This window comes from Peribacillus sp. NPDC058002 (genome assembly GCF_042886655.1).
Lineage (GTDB): Bacteria > Bacillota > Bacilli > Bacillales > DSM-1321 > Peribacillus > Peribacillus aracenensis.
Map to the genome: position 1 here is coordinate 24,248 of NZ_JBHVQU010000014.1, position 22,523 is coordinate 46,770.

Sequence of the window (22,523 nt, forward strand, 5' to 3'; positions counted from 1 at the left end):
CATCTACAATAATACTTGATGGTTTTTCGATTTGATGCCGAAGAACTTGAATAGGGCATAACCTAGCATTCCGCCAAACGTATTTAATAGAAGATCATCCACATCAAAGATGCCGATATTAAAGACTGCCTGAGAGATTTCGAAACAAAGACTTACTATAAAGGAAATACAGCATACCCTCTTTAGATTTATATATCCCTTTCCAATAAAGAGAGGTAGAAATATACCAATAGGAATGAATAATGCGATGTTTCCAAGCAAATTGAATATATTGTGATTTGTCCTATTTTGGACAGTATTCACTATTTCATTAAACGGTATGAAATTACCGAACAATAATAATCTATTCTTCATATTTGTTGGGTTTTGTAGATTACTTTGAAGTTGTTCTAGAAGAAAAGTTATATCAATATGGCCAAACTTAAATAAAATGACCTTGCTTAGCAAAAAGATATAGCTAGCAAACAATGCTGGAATAATGATATCCTGTATTATTATTTTCTTCATTTTTCTTGCCCAATATGTGCATGTATAGAAGAAAAAGCAGTCACGATGACTCCCCCCATATTATCTCCAGATATTTCATACGCGTTGGCTTGCATCTCAACTTTCTTTTTAGAAGATACAGGATAATAAGAGACTTCATATTCCACTCCCGCTATTGTTTCCCCAACCTTCTTTTTCTCTTTTATATAAGTAAGGTATTCTTCCAAAGTAAAATTCTTTTTCTGCATGATTCTACTATGGGGAATACCAACATAGCGGAAATGCCATGGCTCATATTCAATACCTGTGATATCTTTTTTATCTTCTGGATAACGTAGAATAAATCCATATTTCCAGGCATTCTTTTGTAACCACTTTCCTTCCGGGGCTTCATTCATCCCTGATAAGGTGGAGCCTATATCAAGTGATAACCCTAAGTTGTGCTCACTATGGCCAGCTGGTAAAGCATATGCAGACCCCTTTTCTTGATAGAGTTGACTTTGCTCCTCTTCATCGCGATATCCACTGCTAATAATGAAATGACGGACATTATCTTTTTCAGCCGCACGAACCATTTCCAAGAATTTCTCTGCCACACCCTGTGACAGGCGAATCCTTTCGTCCAACAGACCATATCCCTCTATTAGTTCTTTGTGTTGAAATAGATTAACCACATCAGATTTGATCCCTCCCCGATGTACAGGATGCTCCTTATTGACCAATAACAAATTCCCTTGGTAAACCTGATCCTTAGCTATTTCTAACGTTACATTCTCCTTCGGGACCCTTAGACCATGTCTTTCATCAATATTTTGAAAATCACCGTCCGATTTATATTGGCTTACTTCACGTGCCAGCAGCAAAAATAAAACAAACAAAACAACCCACTTCTTCATGAACAGTCCTCCTTACCTTCTTTCTATAGGTTAGGAAAAATAGTTTAAAAAAATAGTGGGGAAATTATAAAATTTTTCTTAAATCACTGCGGTAATCGCACTTCAAATAGAGTCTGTATAGAATCGCTTTTAACGGATATCGTTCCATTATGCTGTTCGACAATATTTTTTACGATGAATAAACCGAGACCCGTGCTTCCATCTTTATGGGACCGCGCCTTATCATTTGTGTAGAACATATCAAAAACATAAGGTAGTTCTTCCTCAGGTATACAAGTTCCATAGTTGATAACTTGTACAACAACCTCCCCTTTATCAGTGAAACCAAGGATATCCACGAACTGTCCATCGTTTCCATAACGTACGGCATTGGTCAATAAGTTTTCGAATACACGAGCCAATAGGTCGCCATCACCTGAAATATCTAAATGCGATGGAAGAGTCAATCTTGCACTCAAGTGGTTTTTTTCGAAGAGTGGATATAGTTCTTCACTTAATTGAATGAGCAATTCACTTAAGTTGAGGGATTTTTTCTCTAATGGAAGCATGCCATAGTTCATTCTGGTTATTTCAAAAAGTTCATCAATAAGTTTCTCTAAACGCTGGGATTTCGTGTAAGCAATCTTCGTAAAATGCCTGATTCGTTCTTCAGGTAAATCTTCTTCTCGAAGGATAAAGTCCAAATATCCCAAAACGGATGTTAGAGGGGTACGTAAATCATGGGCCAAGTTCAGAACCAATTGATCCTTACTGCTTTCTGCAAAATCGCCTCTTTCTACGGCTTCTTGTAATTTCTCACTTGCCCGGTTAATATCTTCCGCTATATCCTGGAATTCATCTTTTGATAGGATGTCGACTCTGCTTTTAAAGTCACCATTTGCGAGATCATTGATTCCATTGGAAATCTTATTAAAGTATGTCGCATAAGGTTTTGTAAGGAAAAAGAAGAATAGTATCGAAAGTGGGATAAAAATGATTAAAAAGAAGTTTAGATCTCCATAGTAATTCATGATGACACGCAAACGGACCAACGGATCTTCAAGCTTTACATTCGTATGATAATAAAATTGAAGGCCTTTATATATAAGGTAGGTAATGGTTCCCGCTATCAACATGCTCAATGCAAGTAATATTATCATTTTAGCCCTGAAGCTTCGTAACTTGTCAGCCATTGAATTTATATCCCACTCCCCACACAGTCGTAATGAACTTGTTTTTGTTTTTATTTTTATCCTCGCCTAGCTTTTTCCTTAGCGTACGAATATGTACCATGACAGTATTGTTGCCAATTTCATAATACGCTTCGCCCCATACATTGTGAAAAATACTTTCCGCACTAAATACTTTTTGGGAATGACCGGCTAAGAGAACCAAAATATCGAATTCCTTCGGTGTTAGCTCGATGGCTTCATCATATAGTATCACTTTGCGCTGATCAGGATAAATGGTCAAACCGCCGGCTTCCAAGCTAGATTCATATTCGTTTACGGCTTGATTCAACTGCATAGCCCGTCGCAATTGTGCATTCACACGTGCGACCAATTCCATTGGGTTGAATGGCTTGGTCATATAATCGTCCGCCCCCATCACCAATCCAGAGATTTTATCCAGGTCGGAACTTTTTGCACTCAGAAAAATGATAGGCATTTGATAATGCTCTCTGATCTGTCGGGTAACTTCATAGCCATTCAGCTCCGGCATCATGATATCCAAGATGGCCAAATCTATCTTTTGATTTTGAATAACACGAATGGCCTCTTTCCCATCCGATACCTTTATATAGTTATATCCCTCTTTCTCCAAATGCAAAGCGACCAGGTCGGCAATTTCCACCTCATCATCAGCTATCAATACGGTAATCCGCTTCATCTGTATCTTACTCCCTTTTACATATTCCCATTACTATAATTGTACTCCATTCCATTCCGATTTTCCAAACACCTCAATATTCCAGGCCAATTTTTTTATTGATCTTAATAAGAAAAAGCCACACACTATTGATCAGCTTTAACATTTTCATATTTTTAAAACTTTTCATTCAGCAACAGTGACGGTAGTATTGAAAGAAAAAGGTTCGCCGGATTTTTCGTGGAATAACTAGACTAGTTCATATTCAATTCATACCTTCTTTATATACTTGCCCTATGAAGATCAAGAAAGGATGTATTTCATATGTCAGAAGAAAAAAACCAAAAAGGATGGCGCCAGTTCATTCGGTTAGTTCAACAAACGAAGCCTTCCAAACTAATGATAGGGATTGCATTGGCGTTAAGCCTAGGTACAACGGGTGTAGGTTTATTAGTCCCTTTATTCACAAAAAATCTAATTAATGATTTTTCGATCAGCTCACTAAACACTGAACGGATCACCCTTCTCCTTCTTGCCATCATTGTTCAAGCATTGGCCAGTGGATTTTCCATCTATTTATTAAATCGGATCGGTCAATCTGTAGTGGCGGGTATCCGCGATCAACTATGGAAAAAATTACTCGTATTACCCGTGAGTTATTTTGATGAACATCAGTCAGGCGAAACGGTCAGCCGAATGACAAACGATACAACTGTAGTGAAGGGATTAATCTCTGAACACCTCTCTAATTTCGTTACAGGAATCATTTCCATCGTTGGCTCCATGATCGTGTTATTTGTACTGGATTGGAAAATGACATTGTTGATGTTCATTGCCATCCCACTCTCTGTTTTGATATTAATGCCCCTAGGGAAAAAAATGCATAAAATTTCAAAAGGGATGCAGGACGAAACAGCAAGCTTCACCGCAGTCCTTCAGCAGGTGCTAACGGAAGTCCGTCTTGTTAAAGCATCGAATGCAGAAACATTTGAATATCAAAATGGAAAAAAAGGAATCAACAAATTATTTCAATTTGGATTAAAAGAAGCAAAGATCCAAGCGTTGATTGCGCCGCTAATGAGTTTTGTCATGATGGCTTTACTCGTACTGATTTTAGGTTATGGGGGAATGCGTGTTTCTTCAGGAGCCCTGACAGCTGGAGCTTTAGTGGCATTCATTATGTATCTTTTCCAAATAATCATGCCAATGGCTCAATTAGCCAGTTTCTTTACACAATTCCAAAAAGCAACGGGTGCAACAGAGCGCATCATTTCCATTCTGGATGCCGTGGAGGAAGAAGATGCGTTGCAGCCAGTTCAAAATATAAGTCAATCAATCAGCGTGGAGAACCTGAACTATAGTTATAATAATGGAGAACAGGTACTAAAAGATATAAGCTTTAACGTTGAAGCCGGAAAGGTCACGGCAATTGTCGGGCCAAGCGGCAGCGGAAAAACCACGCTTTTCTCATTATTCGAGCGTTTCTATAAACCACAGCAAGGCTCCATTTCCATAGGCGGGAAATCCATAAATGATTTCACACTCCTTTCATGGAGAAGCCAGATTGGGTATGTTTCACAAGAAAGTCCAATTGTTTCAGGAACCATTCGAGATAATATTTGTTATGGAATGTATCGGGATATAACAGATGAGGAATTAAATCAAGTAGCTAAAATGGCGTATGCAGATCAGTTTATTTCTGAGCTTCCCAACGGATTTGATACAGAGGTTGGTGAAAGAGGCATGAAATTATCAGGCGGTCAAAGGCAAAGAATTGCAATAGCGCGAGCATTTTTAAGAAACCCCAAAATTTTAATGCTTGATGAAGCCACCTCCAGCCTTGACAGCAAATCGGAAAATGTTGTACAACAGGCGTTAAATGATTTAATGAAAGGCAGAACAACAATAGTTATTGCTCACCGACTATCGACCGTTATCGGTTCAGATCAAATAATCTTCCTGGAAAAAGGGAAAATAACAGGCAGCGGTACACATAAAGAACTATATAATACGCATTCCTTATATCGTGAATTTGCTGAGCAGCAGTTAAACAAACTTGAACTGGCCTAATTCACCGAAAGGAACGAAGAAGGATGACAAGAATATTAATAGTCGATGATGATGCACATATTCGGGAACTAATAAACCTGTTGTTAAGAAAAGAAGGATTTGATCTCTATGAAGCCGCAGATGGCCTGCAAGCATTGGCATTAATGGAGAAGGTAAAAATCGATTTGGCAGTCATCGATATTATGATGCCTAACATGGATGGATGGCAATTATGCAAAGAGTTAAGGGAATTTAGTGATATCCCCATTTTAATGCTGACTGCAAAAGGGGAAACAACACAAAAAGTAAAAGGATTCGGTCTTGGGGCAGATGATTATCTTGTAAAACCATTTGAACCGATCGAATTGGTGCTTAGAATAAGGGCATTATTAAAGCGGTATAAAATCACTATTTCACAAACATTAAATATCGGCGAATTAAAGATGAATCGCAACACACATGAACTGTCATTCAAAGACCAGGAATATACGATTCCATTAAAAGAATTCGAATTGTTGTTTAAATTAGCAAGCTATCCTGGAAAAACATTCTCCAGGGAAAACCTTATTGAAGACATTTGGGGTTATGATTATGAAGGTGATGAACGAACTGTCGATGTCCATATTAAAAGAGTGAGAGAACGGTTTCCAGAATCAGATTTCCCCTTCCGCATTAAAACGATTTGGGGATTGGGTTACCGTTTGGAGATAACGAGATGAGAAGCGATCGATTTTTCAAACGAACACTTGGCATACTGTTTTTTCTTACGTTTATTTCAATTTGCTTTTCGACTGGTTACTATATCATTCAACTATTGCCATTAAGGTTAACCGATTATGTTCGGTATCTGGCCACAATCATGACAAGCATCGCAATCATGATATTCATTGGTTTTCTTATCCAGGTCATCCATCACAAAAAACGGGTAAATATTTACCTCGAGATCATAGATGCCTTAAGGAAAATAGCAAATGGCGATTATAATGTACAATTGGATTTTAAAATGGACAAGAAAAATGAAATGACCGATATCATTAACCACTTCAATCACATGGCCAAGCAATTGAAGCAAATGGAAGAGATGCGACAGGAATTCATCTCTAACGTCTCACACGAAATACAGTCGCCCCTAACCTCCATTGTAGGATTTGCCCAAGCTCTTCAATATAATAAGCTGACAATCGAAGAACGAAATCATTATCTTCATATAATTGAGACAGAGAGCAGGAGATTATCTAAATTAAGTGATAACCTTCTAAAGCTTACATCCCTGGAATCCGCGCACCATCCTTTTGAAAGGACAGATTTCCGGCTGGATCAGCAAATACGTACGATTATTTTGGCTTGTGAACCGTCTTGGATGGAAAAAGAACTCGAATTGGATATATCTTTAGAAAAGATTCGAATTTTTGCAGACCAGGATTTAATGAGCCAGGTATGGACAAATTTAATACACAATAGCATCAAATTCACCCGCCATCGTGGAAAAATCACGATCCGATTACAACAGATTGATGACCTGGCATCCATAACGATATCCGACAATGGCATTGGCATTTCCGAAGCGGACCAGTTTCATATATTTGAGCGATTCTATAAAGCCGACCTGGCAAGGGAACGCTCAAAAAGCGGGAGCGGTTTAGGACTATCCATCGTGAAAAAGATTATTGAGATGCATGAGGGGACCATATCCGTGAAAAGTGGACTCGAAAAGGGAACGACTTTTACGATACTGCTTCCTATGTATAGATATAATAAAATTGTTTGATTTTTATCTGAAATAGTTAGAGCCTTGCTGCAATTGGCACGCAGTAAGGCTCTTTAAAATTGTTTAATTTTGATTAATAACTGACAAAACTGTGATGCATTGCAGATGCGGCTGGTAAATATCTGTTACGTGTATTTTTTTGCCTTCAAATTGTACCCTTACCCCAATAGTATAGAACCACTTTTAAGGTTTTTCAGTTGAATTACTACCATATGGTTTTATATGTATTGGTTGCAAAATGATTGCATATTTCATTCCATTTCTTCTATAAGTTCCGTTACCTGACTATTAATGGCTTCTTCTATTTGTATCTCTTCTTCAATATTACTTATTTCCTCTTTTGTTCCTGCTTCTTCCACCAATTCTTCGAAATCTTCAGACGGTCTTTCATAATTTTCAGTATCTTTATTATATATGAACTTAGACTTATACGTTCCAATAAAATAATAGTAATCAAAACCTGTTTGAATTTCTTCTCCAATATTATTTGACAAGAACGCTACTATTTCATCACCAGGAATTGATGGCTTATGTCCATCTGGAATAAGAAAACATACTTCATCAAGCTGCTCTTCTGTCGCATCCGGAAATTTGTCTGCCATTCCTTGTTCCCTAGCGGTAATTAACCCTCCATCTTCTAATAACAATATCTCCTTCCCTACTAAGCTTTCATCGCCTTTTATGACTTTATTTACTTTTAAGGTAACTTTTGTAAATGGAGTTCCGTATCCTACTTCCTCCATATAATATACATAGTTCTCAGTTGCGGTGACAACGCCTTCAACAGCTATATCACTGACAGTAAGCAACTGTTCAGTATCCTCATATGAAACTGCAAATGCTAAAGATTCTTCGACAATAGTCGCCCCTTCATATGAAACACCACTATAGCTCTCTAGCTCATCATTAGTTTGATTTCTTTCAGCGTTATTCTCTACAGAAGAATTCAGAGCACTGGTATCTTCTGTACTCTTTTTTTCAGCTTCTCTAGTTGAATTACTGCAACCTACCAATAAGCTTAAAATAAATACACTAGAAATCATTAACTTTATTACTTTCATTTAAAAACTCACCCCTCATCTTCACAAATATAAAAAAATATTTTATCACTACTTTATTTGTAGATCGAATTGATTTCTTAATTGATGACCTTTCCGATTAATATAAGTAGTTTATACCGTTATATTCATCTTTTCTTGGATATTGAATACCTAAATCATAAGCTTTATTGACACCTGCATCCATCAATTGCTTACTTGTATGATTCAATCCAAAAGCATGACCTATTTCATGACTTATGGTTGTTTGTAAATATTGCGGATAATTATTTATCATTTGTTTAGATATTTCAATCTTTGACCAATACCAGTTTTGTTTCTGTGGATTTATATTTGTTGAGTTGACATACGAATAATTTTTTCCATAAACACCAGCTTCTTTAAAAGATGTAACCTGATATATATCTATGGTACTTGAAGACTTAACCGTTGTTTTTCTGTATGAAGTTGGCGTCAATATACCAGCATATTTAGAAGAATATATCCATCTATCAAATGCATTATTAATTTTGGTGGTTAGCCCACTAGCACTAGAGTCAACGTAATAAAATTTAGTGCTCTTACCGTAATTTCCAATACCTGATGACATCTTATGACCACTGAATGTCGTATAAGCATTAGCGCTAGCTGGAATTAAAAAAACTAGAATAATACTGAATAATAAAGTGTTCTTTACAACGTTTTTCACACTATCCTCTCCTCTTTTAAAAATGATTGAATATTTTTTCGTTTTACTTATACAAATATAAAGTTAGATATCACCATGCCTATGCGGGCAAGATTAGATAATTTCCTTCATTATTTCTAAGACACACTTATTTTTAGTAGACTGTTATTTTTCGTCTCTTTGTCAATAGTTGGGGTGGGGCACAATAAAGGGTGTAATGCCAAGACTAAGTAGCTAATAAGTTTACATCAGCTCATCAATTTCAAATTGTTTTTCCTGAACCATATTGCTTTCTGCTTAGTTTTTGGATTTTTCTGATAATTTTTCCCGTTTGGGAAATAAGTGATCTCATATCGATACATACGAGATTTTACACGCCAATTTAATTTACAGTAATATCGATAATCAATGTCTGTATGGCAACCATTGTAAGTATACTCAAATTGATAACTTTTTTTAGACACCGTTGATTATTGCAATAGATAGAACCGATATAATAAAATTGTTTGATTTTTATCTAAAATAGTTAGAGCCTTGCTACAATTGGCACGCAGTAAGGCTCTTTAAAATTGTTTAATTTTGATTAATAACTGACAAAACTGTGATGCATTGCAGATGCGGCTGGTAAACGTAACTGCCACAAAAAAGTGGCTGCCTCCATCTTTTCATCTCTTTATGATGAATATGATGAACATCAGGACACACGGTAAGCCTACCACTAATAAAACCCAAAGGAAATAAGTAACATTTGAATGCAAAGTTTGCTCTGTACCCATTCCGTATCCATACTTTCCCTTGAATTCAGCCTGATTGGAATTATCATTCGTATCTACTAATTCCGCTTTAACGATGACACGTTTGTCCGTATCGATCCCCGTAACATCACAAGTGATCAGAGTAAGTTCAGGACTTCGTGTATCTGCAAGAACACTAACGTCCGTCTCATGGACAATCTTCTTTTCTTTCACTTTATAGGTGAATATTTTCCGTTTATCCGATATATGGATATATGCGCCTTTTTCAATCTTTAATAAAGGCCCAAACAACAGGCGGTCATCTCTCATATGATGCCCAGCCAGCACATAATTTCCTTTACCCATTACTTGACCGTTTGTAACTGTCGTGGCACCTACAAGTAAATTTTGTGTATTCGTACCATGTAAGATCGGTAAAGATACTGTATCACCCTCAATTACTATTGCACCTATCACGTCTTCTCGTTTCACTGAAGAAATATTCGCTAATACCTTTAGAAAATCGGGAGCTTCTATACTCGCATTCTCAGGAAAAGGCTTTTTATTATCAACATTATCTTGGATTTCCTCTTCAGAAAAACTAGCTATATTGTATTTTGTGATTTCCTTTTTGATCATCGCTTCTTGTACCCAAGGGGATAGAACCAACAAAAATCCTATTAATAAAAGAAAAAAGAATGAAATGGTTGTTAAAACATCACATATTATAACTTTCTTTTTTTTTAGCATCTCAAATATGGAATCATATAACATCATTCGATTTATTGGCTATTTGTTCTTCATTCTCATCATTCTCTTTTTTCTTTCTTCGCATAAAAATAACACATAATATTAAGGCTAATAATATGACGATGCCCCCTATTATTACATAAAGCCACGTATAATCCTTTTGAATGGACACATCACTATCATTAAGCTTCTTTGCTAGACCCCCATCAATCTTAAAATTACGCTTCCAATGCCATTCTTCTCCCATGGAGGCAGCGGTCATTTCCAATGTATATTCACCTGCCTCAAGCCTTTCACCATGCAGTGAGATCGGATAATCAAAATTAGAGTTTGGGGCCATCTGCATGCCCTCTTTATTAGACTCGTACATGACTTGGCTATCTCCCTTTTTGGTCACTTTCGCTTTCACGGTCATTTGATTCATATACATGGGCATGATATTTTGGATATTAGCATTGATTACGTTTCTTGCATTTATTTGATCTGGAAACACGTCATTCAATTGAATTTCCGGTTTGACTTCATTTTCATTTTCCCTTAATAAAATGGCGACGACATAGGCAAACTCGTTTTCAATGGACAAACCTTTATTATTCTCATTCTCTTTTTGTTTATCACCAGTACCTTCAGTTTTCTCCTGAAGGATTATGCCACCAGCTAATACACCATCTAAATCTTCTTTTGGCATCACTACATCCATTTTTACTTTGTAGTTTCCTTTAGCTGGAATGATAATTTCCTCTTCCGTCTTCACTATGTCTTCCATCTTGTACAGCAAAGTCGAATCCGATTCTATATCATTCTCTCCATATTCAACTACACCATTAAGGTTTGTCGTTGCACTATGGATAAGCGGGTTTATGTTAACATCATTCTCTGTATCATTACGCAAGTTGATTTCCAGTACTTGTTTTTGTCCTGGCTTCATCATCAAATCAAAATATGTCTTTTTTTTATCCACTTGATTTTTTGGAATGACTGTCTCCACGGCAAAATTGAATTCCGCAGCCGAAGCCTTAAGGATAGAAAAAGTGAAAATGATGGATAGGCAACTTACTAGTAATAAAATGAAAATGGAATTCTTTTTCATATGACAGCACCTCCAAGTTGATGCGCGGCTTACTTTACAATGTATCTCTTCATTTATTATACAAACACCAACTTGTAACACCATTTGCAGGGGCATCTGTTAGCAGTATTATTAAAATATCAAGTAGGTTAATTTGATAAGGTTCTTTGACTATCTTCATCCATTTTCATTCATTTGCTGGAGTATCTTCCAATGACCATTTGATCTTTGCCTCATATTCCCCGACTCTAGCTTCTCCAGCCTTCGCCTCGACAAACAAGCCATTTTTTGTGTCTCCGTACCATAAGTCATTTATATATAGTGGTTCATCGTCGGTACTAAGATGTTCATAAATTAGCGATCCTGTATTTGAAAGAACTGTGTCACTACCATTATTTGAATAAACCAGAGTTAACGTACTATCATAAGCAGAGTTGTAAAGTTCATCCACTAAGGCTGCTTTCAGCTTCCAAGTGGATTTATGTTTCCGATCATCCTGTACACCAAGTTTCTGATTCATCGATTCAATTTGATAGCGTTTAGATTGTGGAGATATTTGAACATCACTACCAAATGATAAAGAGTCAGGGGCAAGCAATGTTAAACTTCCTGAGTATTCCGCCACTGTAAATAAAGGACCTGCTTTAAAAATGGCATCATGGTATTCAATAGATACAGTCGGGTTTACATTCCCCATACTATTGTTCGTTATTGGAATATCGGATAACCCTGTAATTTCACCGGTATTATCATTCAGTAATATTTGTACGGTTTGGCCTACAGCCAATGGTGTTGGTAAATCAATGGTCCATGTTCCATTTTCCGCGACTGTCGTTTTAATTAGATTCCCTTCAGCATCCTTTAACGAATCCCCATCCACTTCAACAAGGACAGTTGCTCCCACCTCATCAGCAGTTCCAGTTATCTGATATGTTCCTTCTTCAATCTCTTGAAGTGATACCTCTGCCGGTGTTGGGGGGGTTACATCAAATACTGTCGTTTCGGATTGTCCATTTTGTAACCAAGGCCCTCTTGTTGCTACTCCAGACATCTTTTGGCCGCCCACATTAAAAATCGAATCCATATACTGCACATAGCCATTTGCATCCGTTTTTAAATCCCGATGAACTATACCATGTGTATCAGTGATATCAACACTGGCCTGATTCTCGGAAGCATATACATCCATATAACGAACGACACCGTACTCATCCAGGCCATCAGTATCAGGTGTTTCCCCGATTTTCACCCTCGCCTTAATGGTTAAATCAGCATCTGTCACTGGTTCAAACTCTAATATAGGTTTTGTATTCACTCCCGCAATTCGCCTATAGTACGTTGTATTGAACCCAGATTGTAATGCCGGTTCAGAGGAGACTACCGTTTGACGGCCGGCTGTACTAGAATGACGGCCGGTAGCAGTAAAGTTTTCGACTGCCGCATATGAAAAGTCGGATGGCCCCAAAACGTTACTGCCGGTTTTCCATAAATCGATATCGGATCCATTGATTTCAAAAGTATTCGCATATCCTGTTGCAGAGGTATTTGCCCCCAAACCAACCGCGGTATTATTTCCTCTATTCCGCAAATCATATTGTTTCGGATTATCCAATGTGAAGCTATTTCCCCTATGGCTGGTAAGAGGCCCTAAATTAATTAATGGCATTGAACTATTCCCAATAACATACAATTCCGCATCTGGAGCAACATGGAAAGAATTATTGCTTGAATAATATTCAACAACAGATCCAGAAGTTTGCTTGCTTGTTAAATTAACGTAAGCACCGCCTTTTACAGTAAATGAACCATCTCCATAATTGAATCTAACAGCATTTCCGGGCATGTTGATATCTAGCTTAGCGTTTTCCCCTACCGTTATATCTTTGTAATACAGATAGACTGCGGGATAGGTTGTCCCTGTTGTTTGAGATTGAGTTAGCTGAACAATACTTTCATCACCGATTGTAAATTCCCTGGATTCCCCAGTATCGCCTGATCTTGCAGCGGACTCGTAATAAAATGTCGAAAAATTATAATAATTCACATTCCCGATGTACTTCGTGCCATTTTCCATTTTGAAGCTACCCAGATAGAAATTTTCGGCGCGTGTATCAATATTCATTTCTCCATAAACCGTTACTTCGGCATATGTAGCCCTAGCTAGTCTTTGTACGGAGGGCTCTGTAGTAATATTTCCAAATCGGTATTTCCATTTTCCTGTGTAAGAGGCATTAAGCCTTGAGCCGACTATATCTTCTGAATATCCACTTGCATAGTATTGTGCCAATACGATATCGTGCATATGGAAGTTACCCATACCATTGGTTGGATCCCCTAAATAAATGGATGTGTTTCCAAAGGAAAGCCTATGTCCATTTCCGTTAATCTCCAAATCTCTGGTTACCTGGTAAGTCCGTAATCCTAGAGTATCTCCAGAAGCACTTGGATTTTCAATATCTTTAGTTAAAATTATTTTAGATATGGAAGTGTTTTTCACCGCAGCTACAAAAGTATCCCAACTATCAACGTCTATTTCGTCAGCGGATAAAGCAGCAGCCATAATATTGCCTTCAACACTATTGGAAGGATCCACTTCTGGAAGATCTTCTTCCTCTTTGGCTATAGCTTCATTATCCTGTTCCTTCTCTTGATCACTCTGATCAATTGATGCATCCCCTTGATCAGCATCTACATTTTCACCATCTGTTTTTTCATTTTCTCCCACAACTTGGCCGGATTCTTCAGGCTCTTCCTTTATTTCTTGATCATCAGCCTTTTCCTCATCTTCTTTTATCGTTCCCCCCTCTATATCTGGTACATCCTTTTCTATGGCCTCTATATTTATGATGATCTCATTTGATTGGTTCCCATCAGATGTCGAAACTACCACAAAATTCCCGGCATTTTGGGCCTGAAAGAATAAATGAACTTCATTTTCACCTATTTGTTGTTCACTATACGCTATATTGACTTCTTTTTTAGCAGATTCATAATCCACCATGGGTGGACTACTATTAGTTTGTAATGATTGCTTTGTAGCATCTTGGTCATATGCCAACCCTTCAGGAACTTTTACTGAAATAATTCCAGCTTCTTCTATGGTCGAGTTCACTTCTAGCCTTATTTGGTCACCTAGACTTACATTACTTTGTTCCGATGATAGCCTTACAGTAGCTGCGGCGGCTGCGGACTTAAGATTGAAAAAACCATTTATATTCATTTGCTGCAGAATAATAACCAATATGATGCCCCATACCCCTATATATGAATAATCCTTTAAAGCCCTTCTGGATCTCCGTTTATATGTTAGACGTCCTTTTCTCATACCTATGTTTCCACCTCTATTCCCATTGAAAAAGTGTTGTTCATGATCTTCCGCTCAATAATATTCCAGTTTAATCTAGTGTAATATTCTACAAGTCATAAAATAGTGATACACCGTATTTAATTCCTACGATGTATCATCTTCTCTATGAATGCACCACGGTCACTTTAATTTGCCGGTGTGTCAGTCAGAATCCAGGTAAGTGTCGTATTATACTCCTTTGCATATTTTGTCGTACTGCCTGGAACTGATAATTGAACACTTTTATCCATGTTGCCATCATCTGCTTTACCAAAACGAGAAACGTAAGTACCGGCACCTTCAGCATCTTTTGCTGCCACCACTATTGATGGTGTCCCTGGTACTAAGTCGATTTCAGCAGGGACTGTACTTGGTACTGGAGAAGTCGAAGATGTGTTTACATCATTATTCAAGATTTTTATGGCTGCACCATCCAATACATCATTATCAGTGGTTTCGAACTGTGCATCTTGTCGTACTTGCAGTGTCCAGCCTGTTACAGTACCTCTATTATCACTGACTTGTACATAATTAGGCCGTAACTCCTGCGTGGTCCCTCCTTGATCATCCGTAATATTGACTTTTTGTGCAGCAGAATTATAAACCATGTCTTGTGTTGTGATTTCCTGAGTGCCAAAATCAAATGATGAAGCGAAATCAATGCTTAATGGACCACTTGTCCCTGGATTTGGAGCAGGTTCCGGGTTAGCCTCTTCACCTGGGTTTTCTGGGTCAACTGGAGGTGTAATACCTGTATATGGCGAAAATGTAATGGTACCGCCAGATTCATATTCTCCGCCTTCTGCTGAGGCTCCTTGTCCTGCTATTCCGAAACCTGTGACCAATAACGTTGAAGCAACAAGATATTTTGCAATTCTCATAGTGAACTCCCCTTTTATTAGTTTAGTTATTTGTCGGTGAATCCGTTAAAACCCATGTTAGTTTTGTACTGTATTCGACTGCATCCTTAGGAGTGCTTCCAGGTACGGATAATGTAATCGCAGTATTTTTAGCCTCACCGTCCACATTTTCCACTGTCCCAAAAACATCAAGCCATTTTCCTGCACCAGTATTCTCAGCCGCTGTCATCACTAATGATTCGGCTCCTGAGGAATCTAAGGTGATATCGGAAGCGGTAGGCGCAGTTACATTTTCCATATTTGTTACTGGCTCACCATCAGTGAATTTTATTTCAGCTCCTGTCAGAACAGGGTTCAGTGTAGCATCGTTTTCAAATTGGCCTTCCTGTTTCACTTTTAAAGTCCAGCCTGCATTGCTCCCGCGATTATCCGAAATCTGAACATAATTGGCTCTATTTCCCTGAGTGACTCCACCTAGTTCATCTGTGACGTTAACTTTCTGGGGCGCTGCATAATATACTTGATCCACGTTTGAAATTTCATTTTCGCCAAAGTCTAAACTTGAAGCGAAGTCGATACTTAATGGACCATTCGTTCCTGGGTTTGGATCCGTACCATCCGGATTTTCAGGTTTCACCTCTTTATCTGGATCATTCGGGTCAACCGGCTTCGTGATTCCTGTATACGGTTTGAACTTCACTGTACTAGAGGAATTATACTCCCCTCCATCTGCCGCAAATGCCGAAATTGAACCGCCTAAAATTAATGATGTTGCTAAAGCCGAGCCTGTAAGTACTTTCAACCGTTTTTTCAATGTATTTCCCTCCATGACTTTTATTTATCTATAACTCTTAATGACTTTCTTTGTAAAAGAAAGAAAGCTAACAAAATTACTAGAGCCCCCAAAAACATATTTTGAGTGCCCGATTGATCACCCGTTTGGGGTAATTTTTCAAGCCCTGCATCATTTGATGCCCCATTTTCATTTGATCCATTTCCAGATACACCTGATTCGGGGGATTTATTACTGTCAGAATCTTTTTTATGAATATATTCTCCATAAAACCCTACATTTGAGTCAGAACCATATGAACCGCTTGATTCGGCATGTACATTTGAAAAATTTGTTCCGAGTAAAACTATTAATATACTTATATATATAATTGATTTTTTCACATTCCACCCTCCTTCAATCATTTAGTGGACTTTCTTCCATTGCCATAAAAATGATGCCATTTAGATTGAAAATAAGATGATCCTAAAAGACTATCGCGGAAAAACCTGAGATTTTCCGGTTCTTAAAATCCACTACCGACCCTTGTCAAGAATAAGACCTTGTCTACATTCTTTCCGTTTGTTTGGCTTCCCGTTATTTTTCACCTCTAATCCTATAGAAATTCTTCATGATGCCGCAGGGTTTCTACAACCCATAATAATTACAGTTCATCGCGATATACAAGAGAATGAAGTGTTCATATTTAGTACCTTAATTAAGCATTTTTCGAAAAATGCCAACTATTCCATCGTTGATATTCGAATGAATAATCGGATTTTTTCAAATTCGGTTATTGTTAAGTACAATATATGAACTCTGTATCAAGCAAGTAAAAAAGATACCGCTTACCATGGGCGGATTACCTTTCAAGTTCATACTCCGTTCTTCCTACAGCACAATATTCACTTTTTAAGCCACGATACTCACCATTTTTATCCCGATACCAATCAGGTACGGCACTTTATTTCTCTATTAGCCATTGGAACCGATTAAAAGCATGATTGTGCAGTACATGATGATCTGGAGGAACCGTTTCCTAAATATGTAAGTTTGAGTTTTACACCATGTACCATAATCTCATTCCATATTTTCCGAAAACATTAAAAAAAACGATAAATTAGATGACGGTTCATTGCTATTCATACGGTTTTAATGTCATTAAAAAGTGGGGTATTTCCATTTCTGTGGCAATAAATGAAAAGAATGAAAAGAATGAAAGGTAGTTTCATTGATAAAATTTTATTATTTTGCCATTCTAGAAGATGATGTTTCTAGTATAAAAGGAATAGGTAATAAGAATCACGAAGGCGATTGGAGTTTTTATAACGTTTTAGAGTGAGGGGAAGTGATTGGATGTATAACTTTTTAGATCGTTCAGTTTATCTAAAAGTACGGATTTTAATCTACTTGCATTCAATAAATCAATTTTGTTCCATTTCTGATATCGCAAAAAACTTAAAGGCATCAGATAGGACCATCCTAAAATTTATTGACGAACTAAAACATGACTTGAAAGAAATTGGACCAGAAGCAGAAATCATTGAACGTGAGCATAAAAACTTTTATTTAAAGACAGAGGATAATTTCTCAATCAAATCGGTCGAGAGGCGGTATTTAGAACATTCTTTAACATATAAGGCGTGTGATCAGATATTCTATAACAAGTTTGGTGACATACATGCCTTCTCAAAAAAGAATTATACAAGCTATGCATCCATGTACAGACGAATCAATAAAATTAAACCGCTTTTAGATCAGTTCAAATTACAGTATACAACACAGCATATGGCGACTTTCAATGGTACGGAAAAGCAATTTCGATATTTCTTCTACTTGTTTTATTGGAATTCATGCTGGGGCGAGGTTTGGCCATTCTCATCTGTCAACAGGGAGCAAATCCTTGGGATGCTAAAAGGAGACAGGGAAAACATCCCTGAGCATGTGTTGTATTGGCTGGCCATATCCATCACTAGAGCTAAGTTGGGGTTTATCATTGAAGAAGATCCCACCTATGAATCATTCACGAAACATCATCATTTATTTAAATCATTTTCAAGATTGGCAGAACCTCTATTTAAAGAGTTAACAACATTAACGGAAGAGCAAATCACTTTAGAAATGGTGTTTTCCTTTACTGCAATTAGTTGTTTTGAATTTTATGATAAAAAAAATCCCCAAATCAGTTTAATCATGAATTTTGCCCAGCATCATAACCAAGATCTTTTTGTACAAACGACCATACACTGGTTGGAAACTTTCATGGAATTCTTTTCGATGGAAATTCACGCGGAAGAGTATGGTGCCTTGTTTGCCAATCTATTATACCTTCATTACTATACTCAGATTTTTGATGGGCCTACCTTTCTATTTAAAGAGGATCCATATAAGATAGCTTTTGAACAGGATTCCCCTAATCAAGTGGAATTAATGAACCGTTTCTATGATCAACTTGCCAAGAAAAAGACGCTTTCGAGAATATTGAAACATCGGGAGAGATTATTGGGTAGGTATCATGGATTACTGAAGCGCACAATTAATTTTAAAGTGGACAACAAGCCAATCAAGATTAAAATCTTTTCAATCCTGGAAGAAAATCCAAGCGAATATATCATTAATCAAATAAAAAGGATATCCAGTCATATTCAACTCTGTAACGAAGGTGAACATCCTGATTTAATAATCACTGATCGCTTATATATGTCTATTGAAAAATATGATGCAGAAGTATTTGTGTGGAGTTCCGTTCCAAAAAGAATTGATTTTGAGAGACTTAGAGACTGTATCGAGAGATTGCGCTTGATTAAATCACCGTAACTATCGGTTTTTTTAAGCTTTTGTACTTAAAGAGAGGAAATCCGCACAATCATGCACCGGAATAATCAGGAGTACAGAGAAAGAAACTCGTAATCTACACTGAAACACTGTCTTGCCTTGGAAGACTATGCCCTTCAATTGCCATTAACTCCATTAATATCAGTATGGACAACTTTTAATACACATTAGTATTACATTCACCCGCCAACAGAGAAAAATCACGATTCGGTTACATCAGATTGATGATACAGCATCCTTAAAAATTTCAAATAATGGAATTGGCATTTCAGAGAAAGACCAATTTCACATATTCGAGCGATTTTATAAAGCTGACCTGGAATGGGCGTGCTTAATTAGTCTATCCATCGTGAAAGGATCATTGATATGCATGATGGGAATATATCCGTGAACTCGCAAAGGGTTAGCATCCTGCTTCCTATTTCATGAAGAGATTCGTGATTCGATAAAAACAGCTGCAATGGCAGCTGTTTTTAAAATCTATTTGTTGGTTTAGAGTTTGATTAAGATTAATTTCACTCTAAATAATCCGATTTTTTTATTTCCGCCAAAAAGTTGAACAGTCTGCCTTATCCAAAATATTAAACTCGATCATTCTCTCAAGTAATGAGTAATCAACCGGACGATCCCACTTGATACGCACCAACTGCTTGGTGTGATCATAGCCAGCCTGCATGATTTCATCAGAGAAATGATTAATCCCTGCTATTTCAGGGGCCACAGCCAAATGATGTTTGGCTACACTAAAGCCAATGATATATGTGCCATGATCGGTAAACATAGGTTGATTCCACGCGATTTTCGGAATTAAATTTGGATATTCGTTAATTACCCAAGCCAAAACTTCTTCCGTTCGGTCCCGATGTTGCGGGTCATCAATCTTCGCTAAAAATTCTGCAAAAACTTCCATGTCATTCTCTCCTAAAATTGAAATTTTTTTTGAATAATGTCATTTTCCCTTCATCCGTATCATAATCAATATGTATTAAACGACTTCATTTACACTGCACACCGATTCCTCGGTCTTCTTTAATCCACTTGTCAACTTGAGAGGTTCTAGTTCTTTTAGACATAAAAAAACACCCCTTTGGCTAATCATAGCCAAAGGGGTGAAGCTTCGCAACTCTTTATAGACAGTTAATCTTTATTCAGATCTACATAACATACATTGCATTCATTCCTACTTACTCAACCGTTACACTTTTCGCAAGATTACGTGGTTTATCCACGTCACATTCGCGATGCAAGGCTGCGTAGTAAGCAATGAGCTGCAGCGGGATAACAGAGATAAGGGGTGTTAATAGTTCATTCACTTCCGGGATGACGAAACGGTCATCCTCTTCTTCAAGCCCCTTCATGGAAATGATGCAAGGGTTTGCGCCACGGGCAACCACTTCCTTTACATTACCACGGATGCTTAGGTTGACGCCTGCTTGCGTAGCAAGGGCTATGACAGGTGTACCTTCTTCAATCAAGGCGATCGTTCCATGTTTAAGCTCTCCGCCAGCAAAGCCTTCCGCCTGGATGTATGAAATCTCCTTCAGCTTAAGAGCCCCTTCAAGCACAACATAGTAGTCAAGGGAACGGCCAATGAAGAAGCAATTTCTCGTAACGGACAAGTATTCACGGGCAATGTCTTCCATCTCTTCTTTCGAATCACATAGGGCTTCCATTGCTGTCGCAACGATTCCAAGCTCTTTTACAAGGTCGAAATCATACTCCATGTTACGGAATTGGCCAGTTACATTTGCTAAGATGGATAAGACTGCAACTTGAGCTGTGTACGCCTTTGTGGAGGCTACGGCAATTTCAGGGCCAGCATGCAGCAAGAGCGTATAATCCGCTTCACGTGACAATGTAGAGCCAGGTACGTTCGTGATGGTCAGGGCTTTATGACCAAGGGCTTTGATGGACACTAACACGGCACGGCTATCTGCAGTTTCACCACTTTGTGAAATGAAGATGAATAGCGGTTTTTTCGATAATAACGGCATATTGTAAGTGAATTCCGATGCCACATGGACCTCAACCGGAATTTCAGTCATTTTTTCGATGAATTGCTTACCAATCAACCCTGCATGATAGCTAGTTCCGCAAGCGATGATATAAATACGGTCAGCCTCACTTACAGCTTCAGTAATGCTATAATCGATTGCAAGTTTACCTTCTTCATTTTGGTATGCTTGAATGATTTTACGTATGACAGCTGGCTGCTCGTCGACTTCTTTAAGCATATAGTGCGGATACGTACCTTTTTCAATATCACTTGCATCCAGTTCAGCAGTGTACGGAGCACGCATGACTTCTTCGTTGGAAAGGTTCTTGATCGTTACCTTTTCTTTTGTCACGATTACCATTTCCTTATCCATCAGTTCAAGGAATTGATCTGTGACTTGCAACATGGCCATTGCATCAGAAGCGACAACGTTAAAGTCTTTTCCGACACCGATTAGCAGCGGGCTTTTATTTTTTGCGACTAAGATGGTTTCATCATTTTCAGCATCCAATAGGGCAATGGCATATGAGCCCTCCAAAAGAGTGAGTGTTTGACGGAACGCCTCTTCCACTTCCATGCCCTCGTTCACGAACTTCTCTATGAGTTGAACGATGACTTCCGTATCCGTTTCGCTTTTAAAGGCAACATCCTTCAAATATTCACGTTTTAGAATCGCATAGTTTTCTATGACCCCATTATGAACTAAAGTCAATCGACCTGAATTACTTTGGTGAGGATGGGCATTTTCACGGCTTGGCACACCATGGGTGGCCCAACGCGTATGTCCTATTCCGGTATGTGCCATAGTAGTTTCATCAACGGCTCCGCGTAAGTCCGCGATTCTTCCCTTTTCCTTAAAGATTGTAACGCCTGCTTCATTTCTCACAGCAATCCCTGAAGAGTCATAACCGCGGTATTCAAGTTTTTCAAGACCTTTTAATAAAATTTCCTTTGCATCGTTAAGTCCAATATATCCAACAATTCCACACATAATTTCTGTTCCTCCAACCGATTCGAGGGAACAGGAATGCACGGGGGCATCCCTGCCCCCTCATCTCTGATATATATTTTTTATAAAGGAAAATGCTTTAAAGCACTTTTTCCCTTTGTGCATTTCCAGCCCTTTGTGCAATAAGTTGCCCTACTGTTTTAAGATTGGAATTACTGCGGCTGTGCACTTCAGCCGGGAGGTATCCGCCGATCATTCGATAAACCTCCTCCTCGTCAACTAAGCCATTTCTCGTCCAGACTTAGTTCAGGCGCTTTTATGAATCCGTTCCTTGTCTACCCTCCTTTTCATGACAACGATTGTTGTAAATCAGGATAATCATACCTTAAACAAGGGACATAGGTCAATTCTTTATTACCAAGACCTATAAAAAGAACTTC

19 protein-coding genes are annotated in these 22,523 nt (G+C 38.0%); 5 read left to right on the top strand and 14 right to left on the bottom strand.

What is annotated here, in order from left to right:
• Positions 1-3: 3 nt before the first annotated feature.
• From ACFVSH_RS05020 to ACFVSH_RS05035, 4 genes are all read right to left on the bottom strand, one after another.
• On the bottom strand, positions 4-507 hold the full coding sequence (locus ACFVSH_RS05020) for a VanZ family protein (protein WP_387604679.1): 504 nt from the start codon (positions 505-507) through the stop codon (positions 4-6).
• Positions 504-1,382 carry a M15 family metallopeptidase gene (locus ACFVSH_RS05025; protein WP_377400649.1) on the bottom strand — a complete coding sequence of 293 codons (879 nt, stop codon included), beginning with the start codon at positions 1,380-1,382 and terminating at the stop codon, positions 504-506. Before ACFVSH_RS05025 ends, ACFVSH_RS05020 begins: the two co-directional genes overlap by 4 nt.
• 83 nt (positions 1,383-1,465) lie before the next feature.
• Complete coding sequence (locus tag ACFVSH_RS05030) at positions 1,466-2,554, bottom strand: HAMP domain-containing sensor histidine kinase (RefSeq protein ID WP_387604677.1); 1,089 nt, start codon at positions 2,552-2,554, stop codon at positions 1,466-1,468.
• Positions 2,547-3,251: a response regulator transcription factor gene (locus ACFVSH_RS05035; protein ID WP_387604675.1), complete on the bottom strand. Its 705-nt coding sequence runs from the start codon at positions 3,249-3,251 to the stop codon at positions 2,547-2,549. The genes ACFVSH_RS05030 and ACFVSH_RS05035 overlap by 8 nt, the downstream gene beginning before the upstream one ends.
• A 303-nt stretch (positions 3,252-3,554) precedes the next feature.
• Between ACFVSH_RS05035 and ACFVSH_RS05040 the strand changes: the two genes are divergently transcribed.
• Genes ACFVSH_RS05040 through ACFVSH_RS05050 form a run of 3 tightly spaced genes read left to right on the top strand, consistent with a single transcriptional unit; the run spans position 3,555 to position 7,047 of the window.
• Positions 3,555-5,300 carry an ABC transporter ATP-binding protein gene (locus tag ACFVSH_RS05040; protein WP_387604673.1) on the top strand — a complete coding sequence of 582 codons (1,746 nt, stop codon included), beginning with the start codon at positions 3,555-3,557 and terminating at the stop codon, positions 5,298-5,300.
• 23 nt (positions 5,301-5,323) lie between these two features.
• Complete coding sequence (locus tag ACFVSH_RS05045; protein ID WP_377400661.1) at positions 5,324-5,998, top strand: response regulator; 675 nt, start codon at positions 5,324-5,326, stop codon at positions 5,996-5,998.
• Positions 5,995-7,047 (top strand): sensor histidine kinase, encoded by a 1,053-nt coding sequence (locus ACFVSH_RS05050; RefSeq protein WP_387604671.1) that lies wholly within the window; start codon positions 5,995-5,997, stop codon positions 7,045-7,047. Before ACFVSH_RS05045 ends, ACFVSH_RS05050 begins: the two co-directional genes overlap by 4 nt.
• A gap of 251 nt (positions 7,048-7,298) precedes the next feature.
• Here ACFVSH_RS05050 and ACFVSH_RS05055 read toward each other — a convergent pair whose 3' ends face one another.
• From ACFVSH_RS05055 to ACFVSH_RS05090, 8 genes are all read right to left on the bottom strand, one after another.
• Positions 7,299-8,108: a hypothetical protein gene (locus tag ACFVSH_RS05055; protein WP_387604669.1), complete on the bottom strand. Its 810-nt coding sequence runs from the start codon at positions 8,106-8,108 to the stop codon at positions 7,299-7,301.
• 97 nt (positions 8,109-8,205) lie between these two features.
• Positions 8,206-8,793: a zinc-dependent metalloprotease family protein gene (locus ACFVSH_RS05060; protein ID WP_377400670.1), complete on the bottom strand. Its 588-nt coding sequence runs from the start codon at positions 8,791-8,793 to the stop codon at positions 8,206-8,208.
• A gap of 644 nt (positions 8,794-9,437) precedes the next feature.
• The gene (locus tag ACFVSH_RS05065) at positions 9,438-10,145 is read right to left on the bottom strand and encodes a class A sortase (RefSeq protein ID WP_387705122.1); all 708 of its coding nucleotides are present in this window, start codon (positions 10,143-10,145) and stop codon (positions 9,438-9,440) included.
• A 124-nt stretch (positions 10,146-10,269) separates the two neighbouring features.
• A complete protein-coding gene (locus ACFVSH_RS05070; RefSeq protein ID WP_387604665.1) occupies positions 10,270-11,346 on the bottom strand; it encodes a WxLIP family cell surface protein in 1,077 nt (358 codons plus the stop codon).
• A 166-nt stretch (positions 11,347-11,512) separates the two neighbouring features.
• Positions 11,513-14,650 carry a pectate lyase-like adhesive domain-containing protein gene (locus ACFVSH_RS05075; RefSeq protein ID WP_387705124.1) on the bottom strand — a complete coding sequence of 1,046 codons (3,138 nt, stop codon included), beginning with the start codon at positions 14,648-14,650 and terminating at the stop codon, positions 11,513-11,515.
• A 167-nt stretch (positions 14,651-14,817) separates the two neighbouring features.
• Positions 14,818-15,552 carry a WxL domain-containing protein gene (locus tag ACFVSH_RS05080; protein ID WP_387705126.1) on the bottom strand — a complete coding sequence of 245 codons (735 nt, stop codon included), beginning with the start codon at positions 15,550-15,552 and terminating at the stop codon, positions 14,818-14,820.
• Positions 15,553-15,574: 22 nt separating this feature from the next.
• The gene (locus ACFVSH_RS05085; RefSeq protein ID WP_387604659.1) at positions 15,575-16,345 is read right to left on the bottom strand and encodes a WxL domain-containing protein; all 771 of its coding nucleotides are present in this window, start codon (positions 16,343-16,345) and stop codon (positions 15,575-15,577) included.
• Between the two features lie 20 nt (positions 16,346-16,365).
• Positions 16,366-16,707, bottom strand: coding sequence for an LPXTG cell wall anchor domain-containing protein (locus ACFVSH_RS05090; RefSeq protein WP_387705128.1), 342 nt, complete (start codon positions 16,705-16,707; stop codon positions 16,366-16,368).
• A 952-nt stretch (positions 16,708-17,659) separates the two neighbouring features.
• On the opposite strand from ACFVSH_RS05090, the gene ACFVSH_RS05095 reads away from it, so the two are divergent.
• Positions 17,660-19,120, top strand: a complete 1,461-nt coding sequence (locus ACFVSH_RS05095) for an AcpB/EbpR/MafR family transcriptional regulator (RefSeq protein ID WP_387604656.1) — start codon at positions 17,660-17,662, stop codon at positions 19,118-19,120.
• A gap of 190 nt (positions 19,121-19,310) precedes the next feature.
• A complete protein-coding gene (locus ACFVSH_RS05100; RefSeq protein WP_387705138.1) occupies positions 19,311-19,529 on the top strand; it encodes an ATP-binding protein in 219 nt (72 codons plus the stop codon).
• Positions 19,530-19,676: 147 nt separating this feature from the next.
• Here the strand turns inward: ACFVSH_RS05100 and ACFVSH_RS05105 are convergent, their stop codons facing one another.
• On the bottom strand, positions 19,677-20,048 hold the full coding sequence (locus ACFVSH_RS05105; RefSeq protein WP_387604654.1) for an iron chaperone: 372 nt from the start codon (positions 20,046-20,048) through the stop codon (positions 19,677-19,679).
• A gap of 274 nt (positions 20,049-20,322) precedes the next feature.
• Entirely contained in the window at positions 20,323-22,125 is a 1,803-nt protein-coding gene (glmS, locus tag ACFVSH_RS05110) for a glutamine--fructose-6-phosphate transaminase (isomerizing) (protein WP_387705130.1), read from the bottom strand.
• Positions 22,126-22,523 lie beyond the last annotated feature (398 nt).